Annotated in this window: 17 protein-coding genes; 10 read left to right on the top strand and 7 right to left on the bottom strand. The window is 69.5% G+C overall.

Features of this window, described 5'->3' with window-relative positions; all coding sequences use genetic code 11:
* Nucleotides 1-118 precede the first annotated feature (118 nt).
* Entirely contained in the window at nt 119-1,030 is a 912-nt protein-coding gene (locus tag ACZ6YV_RS12735) for a trypsin-like serine peptidase (protein WP_465509704.1), read from the top strand.
* 7 nt (nt 1,031-1,037) lie between these two features.
* Here ACZ6YV_RS12735 and ACZ6YV_RS12730 read toward each other — a convergent pair whose 3' ends face one another.
* Nucleotides 1,038-1,568, bottom strand: a complete 531-nt coding sequence (locus ACZ6YV_RS12730) for a TetR/AcrR family transcriptional regulator (RefSeq protein ID WP_465509703.1) — start codon at nt 1,566-1,568, stop codon at nt 1,038-1,040.
* On the opposite strand from ACZ6YV_RS12730, the gene ACZ6YV_RS12725 reads away from it, so the two are divergent.
* Entirely contained in the window at nt 1,567-2,103 is a 537-nt protein-coding gene (locus tag ACZ6YV_RS12725) for a hypothetical protein (RefSeq protein WP_465509702.1), read from the top strand. The two genes, ACZ6YV_RS12730 and ACZ6YV_RS12725, sit on opposite strands and share 2 nt — an antisense overlap.
* Nucleotides 2,104-2,246: 143 nt before the next feature.
* Here the strand turns inward: ACZ6YV_RS12725 and ACZ6YV_RS12720 are convergent, their stop codons facing one another.
* Entirely contained in the window at nt 2,247-2,813 is a 567-nt protein-coding gene (locus tag ACZ6YV_RS12720) for a TetR/AcrR family transcriptional regulator (RefSeq protein WP_465509701.1), read from the bottom strand.
* A gap of 59 nt (nt 2,814-2,872) precedes the next feature.
* Here ACZ6YV_RS12720 and ACZ6YV_RS12715 point away from each other — a divergent pair, with 59 nt between their 5' ends.
* The 4 genes from ACZ6YV_RS12715 to ACZ6YV_RS12700 all read left to right on the top strand — a co-directional run bounded on the left by ACZ6YV_RS12715 (nt 2,873) and on the right by ACZ6YV_RS12700 (nt 6,111).
* A complete protein-coding gene (locus tag ACZ6YV_RS12715; protein WP_465509700.1) occupies nt 2,873-3,568 on the top strand; it encodes an SDR family oxidoreductase in 696 nt (231 codons plus the stop codon).
* A 128-nt stretch (nt 3,569-3,696) separates the two neighbouring features.
* Nucleotides 3,697-3,900: a cold-shock protein gene (locus ACZ6YV_RS12710; RefSeq protein WP_005149851.1), complete on the top strand. Its 204-nt coding sequence runs from the start codon at nt 3,697-3,699 to the stop codon at nt 3,898-3,900.
* A 239-nt stretch (nt 3,901-4,139) separates the two neighbouring features.
* Nucleotides 4,140-5,381, top strand: coding sequence for a lipase family protein (locus ACZ6YV_RS12705; protein ID WP_465509699.1), 1,242 nt, complete (start codon nt 4,140-4,142; stop codon nt 5,379-5,381).
* An 85-nt stretch (nt 5,382-5,466) separates the two neighbouring features.
* Entirely contained in the window at nt 5,467-6,111 is a 645-nt protein-coding gene (locus ACZ6YV_RS12700; protein WP_465509698.1) for a GNAT family N-acetyltransferase, read from the top strand.
* Here ACZ6YV_RS12700 and ACZ6YV_RS12695 read toward each other — a convergent pair.
* On the bottom strand, nt 6,101-6,748 hold the full coding sequence (locus ACZ6YV_RS12695) for a response regulator (protein ID WP_465509697.1): 648 nt from the start codon (nt 6,746-6,748) through the stop codon (nt 6,101-6,103). The two genes, ACZ6YV_RS12700 and ACZ6YV_RS12695, sit on opposite strands and share 11 nt — an antisense overlap.
* Nucleotides 6,745-7,944 carry a sensor histidine kinase gene (locus ACZ6YV_RS12690; RefSeq protein ID WP_465509696.1) on the bottom strand — a complete coding sequence of 400 codons (1,200 nt, stop codon included), beginning with the start codon at nt 7,942-7,944 and terminating at the stop codon, nt 6,745-6,747. The genes ACZ6YV_RS12695 and ACZ6YV_RS12690 overlap by 4 nt, the downstream gene beginning before the upstream one ends.
* Before the next feature lie 139 nt (nt 7,945-8,083).
* Here ACZ6YV_RS12690 and ACZ6YV_RS12685 point away from each other — a divergent pair, with 139 nt between their 5' ends.
* Nucleotides 8,084-9,172 carry an alpha/beta hydrolase family protein gene (locus ACZ6YV_RS12685; RefSeq protein ID WP_465509695.1) on the top strand — a complete coding sequence of 363 codons (1,089 nt, stop codon included), beginning with the start codon at nt 8,084-8,086 and terminating at the stop codon, nt 9,170-9,172.
* Here the strand turns inward: ACZ6YV_RS12685 and ACZ6YV_RS12680 are convergent.
* A complete protein-coding gene (locus tag ACZ6YV_RS12680) occupies nt 9,156-10,115 on the bottom strand; it encodes an SDR family NAD(P)-dependent oxidoreductase (protein WP_465509694.1) in 960 nt (319 codons plus the stop codon). The two genes, ACZ6YV_RS12685 and ACZ6YV_RS12680, sit on opposite strands and share 17 nt — an antisense overlap.
* A 55-nt stretch (nt 10,116-10,170) precedes the next feature.
* Between ACZ6YV_RS12680 and ACZ6YV_RS12675 the strand changes: the two genes are divergently transcribed.
* Together ACZ6YV_RS12675 and ACZ6YV_RS12670 are read left to right on the top strand one after the other, a co-directional pair.
* Nucleotides 10,171-10,578 (top strand): MerR family transcriptional regulator, encoded by a 408-nt coding sequence (locus tag ACZ6YV_RS12675; RefSeq protein ID WP_465509693.1) that lies wholly within the window; start codon nt 10,171-10,173, stop codon nt 10,576-10,578.
* A 97-nt stretch (nt 10,579-10,675) separates the two neighbouring features.
* Nucleotides 10,676-11,662: an MCE family protein gene (locus ACZ6YV_RS12670; protein ID WP_465509692.1), complete on the top strand. Its 987-nt coding sequence runs from the start codon at nt 10,676-10,678 to the stop codon at nt 11,660-11,662.
* Nucleotides 11,663-11,717: 55 nt separating this feature from the next.
* Here the strand turns inward: ACZ6YV_RS12670 and ACZ6YV_RS12665 are convergent, their stop codons facing one another.
* Both ACZ6YV_RS12665 and ACZ6YV_RS12660 read right to left on the bottom strand, forming a co-directional pair.
* The gene (locus ACZ6YV_RS12665) at nt 11,718-12,152 is read right to left on the bottom strand and encodes a hypothetical protein (RefSeq protein ID WP_465509691.1); all 435 of its coding nucleotides are present in this window, start codon (nt 12,150-12,152) and stop codon (nt 11,718-11,720) included.
* Complete coding sequence (locus ACZ6YV_RS12660; RefSeq protein ID WP_465509690.1) at nt 12,145-12,510, bottom strand: hypothetical protein; 366 nt, start codon at nt 12,508-12,510, stop codon at nt 12,145-12,147. Before ACZ6YV_RS12660 ends, ACZ6YV_RS12665 begins: the two co-directional genes overlap by 8 nt.
* Before the next feature lie 425 nt (nt 12,511-12,935).
* On the opposite strand from ACZ6YV_RS12660, the gene lanKC reads away from it, so the two are divergent.
* Nucleotides 12,936-15,479 carry a class III lanthionine synthetase LanKC gene (gene lanKC / locus ACZ6YV_RS12655; RefSeq protein WP_465509689.1) on the top strand — a complete coding sequence of 848 codons (2,544 nt, stop codon included), beginning with the start codon at nt 12,936-12,938 and terminating at the stop codon, nt 15,477-15,479.
* Nucleotides 15,480-15,515 lie beyond the last annotated feature (36 nt).

Genomic DNA, 15,515 nt, shown 5'->3' with positions numbered 1-15,515 from the left:
AGGGCACCTTTCTCGACGGGGCCTCGAAACGACCCACTTTGGTATACCAAATGGACCGAGTGTGGGCAACGTCGAGTGATCACGATCAACCTCCCCGGGGCCGGGACGTCCACTGTGTATGGACTTGAAGCACGCAGTTCGCCGGGTCGTCGCCATGTCCGCCGTTCTCGGCGCCGCGACGGTGGCGGTGGCCGCACCGGCGTCCGCGGCCGACGACCAGGCGGTGACCACGGTGAGCGAGGCCGACCGGGCGGCGGCGCTGGCTCATTGGACGCCGGAGCGGATGAGTCAGTGGGTGGGCGAGGAGGACCTGCCGCCCGCCGAGAAGATCGGCCGCGAATGGGAGGGGCCGGTGCCGTCGGGGGTCGGGCGGCTGTTCTTCACCGCCGAGCCCGGTGTCGACGGATCCTGTACGGCGACGGTGGTTCCCAGCGCCAGCAAGGATGTGGCCTTCACCGCCGGGCACTGCGTGAACGGCGGGCTGGACCGGTTCGACAATCCGATCAAGATCGTCAACGTCGTGTTCGTGCCGGGCTACGACCACGGCAAAGCACCGCACGGGGTGTTCGCTGCTCGGTCCTTCGCTTGGTCCGCCACGTATTCGGGGCCGATGAGCGGGTCGGACGACGACGCGGTGATCGCCCTCGACCCTGTCGACGGCAGGCACGTCGCGGACGTCGCGGGCACCCAGGACATCTCGTTCGAAGAGCTTCCGTCCACTGTGGACACGACCATGCTCGGCTACCCCGTTTCGAAGGCGGCCGGCGGTGAGGCGCTGTTCTCGTGCGTGCGGCCCGCCACGCTCAAGGTCAACTCGGTCAACACGACGTGGAACACCGATTGCGACCTGGCGGGCGGCTCCAGCGGCGGTCCGTGGCTGCGGAATTTCGATCCCGCCACCGGAAAGGGCACCATCTTCAGCGTCACGAGCCGGGGAACGATGACCGAGGACGGCGTGACCACGGATCTCAGCGGCGCCGCTTTGACGGAGCCCGTGCGGAAGTTGTACGAGCGAGCCGGGGAACTCTGAGCGGCCGTCAGTCGAGGGCGGCCAGGGCGATCTCCACGAGAGGCTCAAGGGCGCGGGCGTCCGGGGTGATCTTCGACGCGACCAACAGGCCGTTGAGGAAGGTGACGAGAAAGGCGGCGAGGGCCTGCGGGTCGTGCCGCGCCGCGAGCTCGCCTCGCTCGATGCCGGCTCGGAGCACGTCGGCGAGCGCGTCCTGGGCGGCGTCCAGCGTGTCCCGCACGATGCGCCGGGTCGACGAATCCCCCGGCAGGCGCTCGCAAGCGGCGTTGACGACCAGACAGCCCCGGCCGTCCTCCTCGACGGCGATCCGGAGTCGCTCCATGAGCATCGCGCGGATCGCCGAGCGGACGTCCGTTCCCTCTCGCAGGGTGTCGAGCGCGGCCGCCGCGAGGGTGGTGCGGTAGTGGTCCAGCGCGGCCCGGTACACGCCGTCCTTGTCGCCGAACGCGGCGTACAAGGAGCCCTGGCCGACGCCCAGGTGCCTGGTCAGATCGCGGGCCGAGGTCCGTTCGTAGCCGCGGGTCCAGAACAGGTCCATGGCGCGGCTCGCCGCCGGCCCGGACGTCCGGGCCGAAGAGCCCATGGGCGACGGAGGCGAACGGCTGCACGAGTGGATGGCCGGGGACGGAGCCGACGCCCGCGCCTTCGAGGAGGTGAACGCGAGGGTCGGGGCCACCGTGATCAGGCGCCGCACCTTCGACCTCGGTCTGCGCCCGTGGGGCGGGACGCCTTGGCCCGGTGCCCCGAGCTTCGTCGTCACCCACCGGACCAGGGAAGACCTCCTCGGCGACAACGGCGGGATCTTCGCTTTCGACGGGCTGGAGGCCGCTGTCCGGCGCGCCGAAGCCGCCGCCGGGGACAAGGACGTCCTGGTGATGGGGGGGCGAGCTGATCCCGCAGGGCGCACCTGTCGCGGGGATCGCTACTCACCTGCGGTTTCGCGTCCGCGCGCGGTGAGTGAGCTCATCGACGATGCGTTGCCACGCCGGCGACGACTCCGAGATCCGGGAGACGACCAGCTCGCAGTCGAGGTAGGCCCGCGACGTCTCGCCTGCGCGCTGTACCGGCGGTAGCCGGAGGCGTCGCGTCCGGGCTCGGGTCCCGAAAACACGGCCGAGTCCAGGAGCGGCCGACGACGTCGCGGATCGCCTGGAACCCGCCGACGGGTGGTGTGTTCGTCATGCGGCAAGGCTCCGACCCTGACGCAGGGTCCAGGTCAAGCCCGCGCGCGAAGCCCGTCGACGAGGATCGACAGCAACCGCTGCCCTCGCGCGTCGAGTTCGGCGTCGTCCAGCCTGGTCAGCCAGCTGATGAGCACGATGACGTCGCGTGCTTCGGCGTCGGCTCGGAGGCTGCCGTCCGAGCGCCCGGCGGCCAGTAGCAGCTCCACCGCCTCACCGATCGGGCCGAGGCTGTGGGCGGCGAGGTCGCGCCAGGTCGCCGCCTCGACGGCCGCGAACACGTCGCGTTTGACCCTCGCGTAGGCGGCCACCCTGTCGAACCAAGCCGCCAGCGCGTCCGGCGGCCGGTGCGCCGCCAGCAGGCGCGGAGCCGCGGCGACCAGGTTTTCCACGTCACGGCGGTACACCTCGGCGAGGAGGTCCTCGCGGGTCGGGAAGTGCCGGTACAGGGTGCCCTGGCCGATACCGCAGGCCTTCGCGACCGCGTTGAGCTTCAGCTCTCCCGGCTCGTGCACGAGAGCACGCGCCGCTTCAAGGATCCGTTCGCGGTTGCGCTGGGCGTCGGCACGCCGCGTCCCGCCGCTCTCGGCAGAAGCGGACACGTGTCCGCTATGGTGGTCAGGGTAACCGGACATGTGTCCACTCTAGGCGGAGGATGTTCATGACCCTTCACGGCAAGGTCGTCGCCGTCACCGGCGCCAGCAGCGGAATCGGCGAGGCGACCGCTCGTCACCTCGCCTCGCGCGGCGCGCGCGTCGTCCTCGGCGCCCGCCGCACCGACCGGCTGGACAGCCTGGTCGCCGAGATCGAGGCCGACGGCGGTGAGGCGGCCGCCACCCGCGTGGACGTCACCGATCCCGACGACCTCAAGACGCTGGTCGGCGTCGCCCTCGAACGCTTCGGCCGCCTGGACGTCTTCGTGGGCAACGCCGGGATCGCCAAGCTCGGCCCCCTCGCCGACCTGGACGTCGAGAGCTGGGCGGCGATGGTCGACGTGAACCTCAAGGGGATCCTGCACGGGATCTCGGCGGCCCTGCCGGTGTTCCGGGAGCAGGGCGGTGGCCACTTCGTCACCGTCGTCTCGACGGCGGGCCTGCGGATCGTCCCCACCCAGGCGGTGTACGCCGGGACGAAGAACGCGGTCCGCACCCTCCTGGAGGGCCTGCGGCAGGAGAACACCGACGGGACGCTGCGGACGACGTCGATCTCACCCGGCTATGTCCGCACCGAGCTCATCGGCGACACCGGCTTCGGGATCGCCCCCGCGGCGGTGGCCGGGGCCATCGCCTTCGCGATCGACCAGCCCGACGACGTCGAAATCGGCGATCTGACCATCCGACCGACGCGCCAAGGGTGACGCTGACCTGCGAATTTGTTCGAATTTGGGATGGCAGCGTGTGCTCCGGCCCAAGACCTGCCACAATGGACGGCGAGATCGGGGCATCGAATGGGCTCAGACTCGCTATGAAGAGCAGGTAAAAAAGTATGGCTCAGGGCAGCGTTAAGTGGTTCAACGGCGAAAAGGGCTTCGGCTTCATCGCTCAGGACGACGGCGGACCGGACGTTTTCGTGCACTACTCGGAGATTCAGGGCAGCGGTTTCAAGTCCCTGGACGAAGGGCAGCGCGTCGAGTTCGAGATCGGCCAAGGTCAGAAGGGCCCGCAGGCCCAGCGCGTCGTCGCCATCTGACTTTTCTCCACGCCGAAGGCCTCCATCCGATCCGGGTGGGGGCCTTCGGGCGTTTCCGGGCCGCCGATCGGCCCGCGCGGCCCGGTACCCGACGGCGGATCACAAAAACGCCGAAACCCGTGCTCAGGGACCTGACAAGGCCCGGAATCGCCGGTTGACGACCTCTCCGCCTGCCTCCACTGTGGGCTTCTCCCGCCGGTCCGGCTGGAGTCGACCCGAACTCATCAGTGGAGTTCAGCATGCGCTTTTCTTCCCGCGTCGCCCGTCGGCGTGCCCTGATGTCCAGCGCGGTGACAGCCGGTCTCGCCGCCGCCCTGTTGTCCTTCGGCGCGGCGCCCGCCGGCGCCGAACCCGGTTTCTACGAGCCGCCGTCACCGCTTCCGCCGGGCGGCAACGGCGACGTGCTCAAGACGTTGCCGTCGTCCTTCAACGGCGCGAAGTCGACCAGGGTGATGTACCTGAGCCGGGACACCGCGAACCATGCGATCCCGGTCACCGGCACCGTCCTGGTGCCGGACAGGGCGTGGAGCGGGCCGGGGCAGCGGCCGATCGTGGCGTACGCGCCCTTCACCGCGGGCATGGGCGACCAATGCGCGCCGTCGAAGGCGCTGGCGGGCGAGGGCGGCGACATCGTCTCGTCGTTCCAGAGTTCCTTCGTGAGCTCCCTGCTGGACAAGGGCTTCGCGGTCGCCCAGACCGACTACCAGGGGCTCGGGACACCGGGCGAGCACACCTACGTGGTGCGGGAGGCCGAAGCGCACGCGGTGCTCGACGTCCTGCGGGCGGCGCAGCGGCTGCCCGGCGCAGGGCTCTCGTCCGGCTCGCCCGTGGGCATCGCGGGCTACTCGGAGGGCGGCGGAGCTTCGGCCTCGGCTGTCGAACTGGCGCCCGCGTACGCTCCCGAACTCGACCTGAAAGGCGCCTACGTCGGCGCGGCCCCCGCGGACAAGGCGGTACTCGCGAAGAGCCTCGACGGCGGGATGTACGTCGGATTCCTGGGGTACTCGCTGGTCGGCCTGAACGCGGCCTATCCGGAGGCCGGGATCCTGGACCTGGCCAACGACGCCGGCAAGCAGCTCTTCGACGAGGCTCGCACCACCTGCACCTTGGACGGCGTCTTCAAGTTCATGTACCGGAACTCCGGTCAGCTGACCAAGGACGGGCGGCCGGTCTCGGCCTACCTGGAGCAGGAGCCTTTCCGGGGGATCGTCGCGGCCAACCGCGTCGGGACGCTCAAGCCCGCGGCGCCGGTGCTGGTCGAACACGCGCCCAACGACGACGTCATCCCGTCGAGCATCGGCAAGCAGCTCGGCAAGGACTGGTGCGCCAAGGGCGCCGACGTGCGCTTCCAGGACATCCCGTCGTTCAGCCCGATCTTCTCCCACGTCCTGGGTATCACCGCCGCCCAGGGCGACGCGGCGAACTGGCTGGCCGAGCGCTTCTCCGGGAAGCCGACGGCGGGGAACTGCGGCCGGTTCTAGGGACGGCGCCCGTCCGGGCCCGCGACGACGCGCCTCGCCACTACCGATATCGTCGAGGGATGCTTGTGATCGTTCGTGAGCACCCGTGCGGCCGGACGCGGTGAGCCACTCCGCCCTGGAACCCGAGCAGGTCGGGCGGAAGGTGCGGTTGCGCGAGGTCGGTCTCCGGGACCGCCGGGTCCTGATGGGCTTCGACCGCGACATGGCCCGCGAGGCGACGACGCTGATCGGCGGCGGGCACCGGCACTGGGCCTCGCACCGTTCGGGGTCCGCGGGCGACGACATCCACTTCGGCATCGAGACGGTGCGCGGCCGGATGCTGGTCGGTTCGGTCTGCACCATCGGCGCCGACCCGGTGACCGGCCAGTTCGGATACGGCATCGGGATCGCCCCCCGCCACCAGCGCTGCGGATACGCCACGGACGCCATCACCGTCCTCCTGGCGCATATGTTCGAGCAACGCGGCTTCCGCAAATGCGAGGTCACCGTGTACGGCGGCAACCTGGCGTCGCTTTCGCTGCACGGCGGCCTCGGCTTCCGCGAGGAAGGCAGGCTGCGCGACACCGAAGTGGTGCGCGGCGAGATCAAGTACCTGGTGCGGATGGGCATCACGGCCGAGCAGTTCGCCGCACGCCCGTCCGAAGACCTCGGCGACCTCGGCAGGCGCGGTCAGCACCGGCGGCCCCGCCGCGGCAAGCACTGGCGCGCGCCCGCCCCGGTCAGCGGCTGAGCATCCCGGACTCGTAGGCGAACACGACGGCCTGGACGCGGTCCCGGAGGCCGAGTTTCGTGAGGATGCGGCCGACGTGGGTTTTCACCGTCCCCGGCGAGAGGAACAGCAGTTCCGCGATCTCGGCGTTGGACAGGCCGCGGGCCAGCTGCTGCAGCACCTCGTGTTCGCGCCCGGTGAGCAGGGCGAGCCTGTCGTCCGGCACCGGGGCGGGCAGGCCCGTGACGACACGGTCGAGCAGCCGCCGGGTGACGGTGGGCGCGAGCGTGGCGTCACCGGCGGCGACGACGCGGACGCCGGAGAGCAGGTCCGGCGCGAGCGCGTCCTTCAGCAGGAAGCCGCTGGCCCCTGCCTGGAGCGCGGCGTAGACGTATTCGTCGAGGTCGAAGGTGGTCAGTACCAGCACACGGGCGCGGTGGGCCGCGGCGATCTCGGCGGTGGCCTCGACGCCGTCCATCTCGGGCATCCGGATGTCCATGAGCACGACGTCGGGATCGAGGTCCTTCACCAGCGTGATGGCCTCCGCGCCGTCGCCCGCCTCGCCGACGACGTCGATGTCCTCCGCGTTGTCCAGGATCATCCGCAGGCCGGTGCGCACGAGCGCCTGGTCGTCGGCGATGACCACCCGGATCGTCATGACGGCAGGGTCGCGCGGACGGCGAAGCCACAATCCGGCCGCGGCTCCGCTTCGAAGGTGCCGCCCAGTACGTTCACCCGTTCCCGCATCCCTTCGAGGCCGTGCCCGCCGCCGGACGGCTCCGCCGCGCTGCCGTCGTCGGTCACCTCGATCTCCAGCACGCCGGGCCCGTATCGCATCACGATAGTCACCGACGCGCCCGGACCGGCGTGTTTCAGCACATTCGTCAGCGCCTCCTGCACGATCCGGTAGGCCGCGAGGTCCACTGTGGACGGAAGTGGCCGGGGCTCCCCTTCGACCCGGAAATCGACCGGTGTGCCCGCGGAACGGACGTCGGCGACCAGCCGCGGCAGGCGTTCGACGCCGGGTTGGGGCTCCCGGTCCGGCTCGTCCTGGCCGAGCGCGCCGAGCAGCCGGCGGATCTCGCTCAGCGCTGTCCGCCCGGTGCCGACGACGGCGTCCAGCGCCTCTCGCGCCCGTTCGGGCCGCCGCTCCAGTTCCGCCTGGGCGCCCTGGGCCTGCAGCACCATCACGGAAAGCGCGTGCGCGACGACGTCGTGCAGTTCGCGGCTGATCCGGCCGCGTTCGGCGACCACGGCCAGCGCGGCCTGGGAGTCCCGCTCGCGTTCGAGGTCGGCGGCCCGCTGTTCCAGCACCGCCAGGCGGATCCGGCGCTGCCGCGTGTTCAGCCCGGCCAGCCACGCCACCGCGAGCGACAGCCCGATGCCGGGGAACCCGCCCCAGTCCTGGACTTGGCGGTGGTCGGCGTCGAAGTCGGGGGGTGCCAGCGGATCGATGATGATGATCCGCGGCGGTATCGGAGCCGGAGTCCGCGAATTCGTTTCGGCGGAATGGAACGACCACGCTCCGGCGACGAGCAGTCCCGCCGCCAGCAGCGCGAGCGAGACCCGCCGCGACCCCCACGCCGCGACGGAGAAGAGACCGATCAACGCCACGCCGTCGACCGGGCGGAGATCGTTGCCCATAGCCAGATGCAGGAGGGAGACCACCGCCCCGGCCGCGAACGTGATCGTGGGATTGCGATGCCGGATCAGCAAGGAAGCCAAGGCCACCAAGGAGGTCAGCCACCACCCGAAGCCCTCGGGGTCATCGGCGGAGACCACAGTGGACAGTCCGATGAGTACGGTCAGCCCGACGTCCACTGCCTTCGGGTGACTCCTGAGGATGGCCAGCACCAGCCGAGCGTAATCCCGGATCGGGCGCAGCGGATCCACCTCGCGGCAGACATCGGGATACGACCTGCGGCAGACGCGCGAACACGGCACCGGGCCGCAGGCTGGGCGGCGGAAGATCCTCGACAGAAACGGAATCCTCATGAGAAGGCTTCTCGTCGCACTGGCCGCCTTGTCCGCCATGGTGTCCTTGGCGAGTCCTGCTTCGGCGGCTCCCCGGCTGACGTTGCCGCCGCCGACCGGCCCGCATCCGGTCGGCTCCACCGACCTGCACCTGGTCGACTCCGCGCGTCAGGACCCGTGGGTGCCGACAGGGCCGCGCGAGCTGATGGTGTCGATGTTCTACCCCGCCCTGCTGCCGCTCGGCCCGATACGCCCGTACCTCACCTTGGCCGAGGCCAAGGCGTTCCTGACCGAATCCGGTGTCCCCGACGTCGACCCCGCGCGGGTCGCCGGGATCCGGACCAGCGCCAGGGTCGACGCCCCGCCCCAGCCCGGAAAGCGCGCGCTGGTCGTCCTGTCGCCGGGATTCGGCAAACCGCGCACCACGCTCACCGGGCTGGCGGAAGAGCTGGCGAGCAAGGGTTTCGTCGTCGCGCTGATCGGTCATAACTACGAATCCCACGGCACCGCCTTCCCCGACGGGCACGTCACCGACTGCGTCGCCTGCGGGTCGGACTCGACGCTGCTCCCGCCGGTGCGCGCCGCGGACGTCTCGTTCGTCCTCGACACGCTGACCACGCCTTCGTCGCCGTGGTCCCGGCTGATCGACCGGACGCGGATCGGCATGGCCGGGCATTCGATCGGCGGGTACAGCACGCCGACGGCGATGGTCGCCGACCAGCGGATCCGCGCCGGCGCCGATCTGGACGGCAGGCTGTGGTCCCCGATCCCCGCGTCCGGGGTCGACCGGCCGTTCCTGCTGCTGGGCCGCGAAAGCGAGTACACCCCGGCCGGCCCGGACACGACCTGGGCGAGCAGCTGGCCGAACCTCACCGGCTGGAAGCGCTGGATCAGCGTCGCGGCGGCCGGGCACGCGTCCTTCACCGACGTCGGCGTGCTCGGTGAGCAGCTCGGCCTGACCCCGCCCGGCACGCTCGGGGGCGACCGAGGAATGGCGCTGACCAGGGCCTACGTGTCCGCCTTCTTCGACAAGAACCTGCGCGGCGGACGTCAGCCGCTGCTGGACGGGCCGGTGGCGGGCAACCCCGAGATCAAGTTCTGGAACTGACACCGGTGAGGCCGTCCGAAAGCTCCCAGAGCCGGGCGGCCTCGCCGGCGTCGATCGCGAAGGGGCGCACACCCACCCACTCGCCTTCTTCGGGCGCGATCTCGGCGACGTCGCAGTCCTCGCAGTAGAGCCCGCCCATGCCGTCGAGCCGCGGTGACGTCGCCGCCCAGACCTGGGTGGCCGCGCCCTGCTCCGGCGACTTGAAATCCGGGTCGGCCTGGTTGCCATGATCGTCGATCCAGCCGCGTTCGACCATCTCCTCCTGCCGCAGATGCCGCTGCAGGGGAGTGAGGATGGCGCCCGGATGCAGGCTGAACGCGCGGATCCCGTGGTCGGCGCCAAGCTTGTCCAGATGCACCGCGAACAGCACGTTCGCCGTTTTGGCCTGGCCGTAGGCGAGCCACCGGTCGTAGCCGCGCTCGAAGTGGACGTCGTCCCAGCGCATCGGCGAGGAATGGTGACCGGAGGAGGCCACCGTGACGACCCGGGCGCCGCCGGACGCCGTCAGCGCGGGCCAAAGCCGGTTCACCAGGGCGAAGTGGCCGAGGTGGTTGATCGCGAAATGCGACTCCCAGCCGGGGCCGACCCGCCGTTCGGGCGCGGCCATGATCCCGGCGCCCGCGATCAGCAGGTCGATCGAGCGTCCCGTGCCGAGGAACCGGCGGGCGAAGGACTCGACGCTTGGCAGGTCGGCGAGGTCGAGCTCGCCGACCTCGGTGCCGGAGATCCCGGCGAGGGCGGACTCCGCGTCGGCCGGACGGCGGGCGGGGACGACGACGTGCGCGCCGGCGTTCGCCAGCGCGCGGGTGGTTTCCAGGCCCAGCCCCGAATATCCGCCGGTGACGAGGGCGAGCTTGCCCGAGAGGTCGATCCCGCTCAGGACTTCCGCGGCGGTACTGCGCGCGCCGAAGCCGGAGCCGATCTTGTGCTGTGAGGTGGTCATGCGGCGAACGCTAGGAGCTAGAGGGCTCTCTAGGTCAAACGCTATCGTCGGCCGGGTGACGGAACTCGCGATCGGCAAGGTCACCGACCGGACGGGCCTCAGCGTGCACGCGCTTCGCTTCTACGAGAAGGAAGGGCTGCTCGCGGCGCCGGTGAAACGGGACGCGAACGGCCGCCGCGTGTACACCGAGCACGACGTCGAATGGCTGGTGAACTGCACGAAGTTCCGGGCGTCAGGGATGCCGCTCGCCACGATCCGCGAGTTCGCGGAGCTCGTCCGGCAGGGGCCGGGCAACGAGGAGAAGCGGCTGGAGCTGCTGCGGGACCATCAGGCCACCGTCCGCGACCGGATCGCCGAGCTGGCCGACTGCCTGGAGCTGATCGGCAGGAAGGTCGAGGTCTACGAGGAGCATGTCGCGCGGGGGACCGCGGACACGCTTTGGCGCCAGCACATTCGTCCATAATGGACAGACGACAGTACCCGATCGGTGCAACGTTTCGCCTGGCGATGGGCAGGGGTGGCCCCTAGAGTTTGCCGCTCGTGACCTGCGAGGTGAGGCGATGAGATCCTTCGGCGCGGTGGATCCGGTCAAGATGGCGCTCGCCGGGCTCACCACGATGGCTCTCGGGATGGCGGCGGCGCTCAACGCCGACGCCCTGCCGGTGATCGGCGGCGGCACCACCTATTCCGCCGAATTCTCCGACGCGGGCGGGCTTCGCGCGGACAACGACGTCCGGATAGCCGGGGTGAAGGTCGGCAAGATCTCCGAGATCGACCTCGAAGGCGATCGCGTGCTCGTCTCCTTCCGGGTGAAGGACGCGTGGCTCGGCGACGCCACGAGCGCGTCCATCCGGATCAAGAACGTCCTGGGGCAGAAGTACTTGGCGCTCGATCCGCGTGGCGAAGCGATCCTCGATCCCGGTGACGCGATCCCGCTGCGGCGGACCACCGCGCCATACGACGTCCTCGAAGCGTTTCGGGATCTGTCGAAGACCGTTGACGCCATCGATGTCGACCAGCTCGCGAAGAGCTTCGACGCCATCTCGGCCACCTTCGCCGACACGCCCGCCGACGTCCGCGCCGCGCTCGACGGGATCTCGAAGCTATCCGGCACCATCGCCTCCCGCGACCGGCGACTCCGGACATTGGTGGCGAACACGCGGCAGGTCTCGCAGACCCTCGTCGACCGCGACACCGAGGCCCAGCGGCTGATCCAGGACGGCAACGCGCTGCTGCGCGCGATCTCCACCCGGCAGCAGGCGATCAAGGACCTGCTCGACGGGTCGAGACGGCTCGCGACCGCCCTCGACGGCATCATCGCCGACAACGACGGGCAACTCGGGCCGGTGCTCGAACAACTCGACAGGCTGACGTCGATGCTCCAGCGCAACCAGGATTCGCTGGCCAAGGGGATCGCCGCGTTCGCCCCGGCGATCCGGGTGCTCACCAACGTCGCGGGCAACGGGCACTGGATCGACGGCTACCTGTGCGGGCTGATCCTGCCCTCGTTCGGCCCGCTCAACGAAAAGGGTTGCTTCGAGAAGTGACTCACCTCGTGAGTGGTAAGGACGGTTAGAACCGTCCTTACCACTCACGAGGGTGTCAAGGCTTCGTCCGCCGCAACCAGAACAACCCAATCACCGGCAGCACCAGCGGGATGAAGAGATAGCCCTGCCCGTACACCGACCACACGGTGGCGTGCGGGAAGGCCTCGCGGTCGAAGAGGCTGAACGTGCCGACGGTCAGCACGCCGAGCAGTTCGATCCCGCAGGCGGCCAGCGCGACCCGCCACCAGCCCGCGCCGCGGCGGGCCAGTGCCACGGTGGCCAGGAGGTAGACGACGGCCGCGAACGCGGAGAGGGCGTAGGCCAGCGGGGCCTCGTGGAACTTGGTCCCGATCTGCACGGCGGCGCGTGAGGTCGCCGCCAGCGCGAAGATCGCGTACACCGCGACCAGGATCCGTCCCGGGCCGGAGGTCTTGTCCGGATGGGTTTCCGTGGCGGTGTCCACCGCGTTCTCCTCGGTTTCCTCAGGCACTGGCGCCCGCCCACACCTCGTGCAGCCGGAGCACCATCACCGGGATGGCGAGGCAGGCGATCCCGAGGATCGCGGTGCTCGACCGCGTGCGTTCGGCCAGCGCCCAGAACGTCCCGAGCGGGAGCACGACGAGGCTGCCGATCAGGTAGGCGAGATAGGTGGCCATGCTGCCGGGGCGGCCGCCGTCGATCAGCAGCACCACGCCGATGACGAGCTGGGCGACCAGGAGGAGTTCGACGACGGCGAGGCCGGCGAGCAAGGCGTTGTCCGGCAGTTTTTTACGCGCGGATTGCACGAAACTCCACGCCGCGACCAGCGCCGCGCAGATCGCGACGGTCACCGCGAAGCCTGTGATCACGCCCGCCTCCTTACCTGCTCCACCGGCGACAACGTACCTCCGGGCCGATCACCGCCGACGGGCGACCGGTCGGCCGCGTGGCGGGCGCCACGGAGCGAGCAGTGGTCCAGACCTCGGGTGAATAGATCACGAAGCGCATCGGGTTGGCGCTCCGCCAATTCGGTGGCGCGTTATTGCGCTCGGCGCCGGGACCTGGGATTACGTCGAAGATACGTTCCTGTTACACACCGACCGGGTGGTTGAAATCCGAGTTGATCTCACGCTGGGTACCCCTACCATTCGGTAGGTTTCAAATTCACGTCCCTGAACAGCCCATCCGAACCCCCGGTATGGCGGATTGGCCGTTCGCTATCTGACGGGTGGAATATTCCCCATCGCGATGGTGCACATGGCCCATCCGATTGGTGCCAAGGAGGGGGCGCTCGATGGACGTCCGGTACGAAGCGTATTGCTTCGCCGATCCGCTGTTCTTCGACGAGCAGCAGGAAAACGGGGACGCCGCCGACGATTTCGCCTCCCTGCTGCCCGCTCCCGAGTCTGGCTGGCGGACCGGGGTGCGCGGTGTGTGGCGGATGATGCACCCTGTTGCTCGGAACCTTCCCTTGCAGGGCTGGAAAATCCACGTTTCGGCAGGGCTGGGCAACGCCGAGCGAGTGCTCGTGAAGGTGCACGAGCATTGTCTCGAGCGCACTCTGTCCTACAAGCATCTGCGTTCGCGGAGCACACTGCTGGCCAGGAATTCTAAATACGCTCCGCGTGACGGAAGCGGCAAGTTGCTGACTCTTTATCCAGCTGACAACAACGAGCTGGAGCGCGTGCTCGCCGAGTTGTCCGCGAAGCTCGACGGGGAACCCGGTGCGTACATTCTCAGTGATCTTCGGTATGGTGCCGGGCCGCTCTACGTCCGCTATGGCGGATTCGCCGAGCAATGGGTCGAACTCGACGGAAAACGTGTCCTCGCGGTGCGCAAACCCGACGGAACGTTGGTCCCGGATAAGCGCGAGCCAACCTTCTCCGTACCCGACTGGGTGACGATTCCGGAGTTCCTCGCGCCTCATCTCGCAGCTCGCAAGAGCGGCGGTGTGGATCAGTTCCCCTATCGGGTGAAAAGTTCACTGCACTTCTCGAACGGCGGTGGCGTGTACCTCGCCGACCGGAACGCCGACGGCGAGCAGGTGGTCCTCAAGGAGGCCAGGCCGTTCGCCGGCCTCGACCGCGACGAGATCGACGCGGTCGATCGTCTCCGCTGGGAGCACGAGGTGCTGGAGCGGCTGAAGGGCATCGAGGGCATCCCCGCGGCCTACGACCGCTTCACCGTCTGGGAGCACCACTTCCTGGCCATGGAGTACATGCCGGGCGTTTCCCTCGGCAGCTGGCTCGCCCGCAACTACCCGCTCACCCGGCGGGACTGCACCGAGGCCGACATCGTCGCCTACACCGGGCGAGCCTTGGCGCTGGTCGACCGCGTGGCACGGATGGTCGACGAGGTGCACGGCCGCAGGATCGTCTTCGGCGATCTGCACTCGATGAACATCCTGGTCGACGGTGACGACGACGAGATCGGGCTGATCGACTTCGAGATGGCCACGGACGCCGACAGCGGCAAGCGGCCGGCGCTCGGCGCACCCGGGTTCCGCGCCCCGCGGGACCGGAACGGGTTCGAGATCGACGACTACGCGATCGCCGTGCTGAAGCTGTGGATCTTCCTGCCGCTCACCACGCTTCTCGAGCTCGCCCCGGCGAAGCTGCGCGGGCTCGCGGACTTCGTCCAGCGGCGTTTCGACGTCCCGGAGGGCTACGCCGACTCGATCGTCGCCGAGCTCGCGCCACGGAACGCCCAGCCGCGGAGCGCTTCGACCGAGCTCGACCAGGAAAAGCCCGATTGGGCGCTGGTCCGCAAGCAGATCACCGAGGGGATCCTCGCCTCCGCGACCCCCGAGCGCACCGACCGGCTCTTCCCCGGCGACATCGAGCAGTTCCGCGTCGGTGGAGCCTGCTTCGGCTACGGCGCGGCCGGTGTCCTCCACGCTTTGAACGCGGTCGGCGGGGAGCGGTATCCCGATCACGAACGCTGGCTGCTGGACTCGATCCGCCGCGATCCGCCGGATCGCCCGGGGTTCTACGACGGCTCGTACGGAATCGCGTATGTCCTGGAAGAACTCGGGTATCGCGAAGAGGCCACGAAGCTGCTGGCGGCGTCGGCGACGCTAGTCGAGCAGACCACCGACCACAGCCTCGAAGGCGGCCTGTCCGGCATCGGGCTCACTCAGCTGCACTTCGCGGTGGCCCGCAAGGACAACGAGTTCGGCAGGCAGGCGCTCGCCACGGCGGTCCGGCTCGCCGAAGCGCTCGAAACCGCCGCCCCGCCCGGCAAATTCGCCAGGGCAGGCCTGCTCAACGGCTGGTCCGGACCCGCGCTGCTGTTCGTCCGGCTGTTCGAGCGCACCCGCGAAGAGGGCTGGTTGTCCTTCGCCGACCAGGCGCTGGAGCGGGACATCGAGGAGTGTGTCGAGTCCGACGACGGCTCCTTGCAGGTCCGCGACGGCGAATCCAGGACGTTGCCCTACGTGGGTGTCGGCGGAGCGGGGATCCTCATGGTCGCCGAGGAGCTGGCGAAGTACCGCCCGGACGCGAAGTCGTTGAAGAGCCTCCCCGGCCTTCGGGAAGCTTGCCGTGGCGAGTTCGTCATCCATCCCGGCCTCTTCTTCGGCCGATGCGGGCTGATGACCGCGCTCTCGATGGGTTCCGAGCCGGATCAGCGCGTCCGCGACACCATCGACCTGCATCTTTCCCGGCTGGCCTGGTACGCGATGCCGTACAAGGGCGGCCTGGCGTTTCCCGGCAACCAGCTGCTGCGGCTGTCGATGGACGTCGTCACCGGCGGCGCGGGCGTGCTCCTCGCCCTCGCCGCGACCCTGGACGGGAAGGCCCTGCTGCCTTTCCTGTCCTCCAAGACCACCGGCCACTGACGGCCGGCGGAAACAGGTAACCGATGAAAGGGAACA

The sequence above is a fragment of the Amycolatopsis sp. NPDC102522 genome, assembly GCF_055584485.1.
Note: the sequence above shows the minus strand (reverse complement) of the source record. Positions and strands in the feature narration are given on the sequence as shown.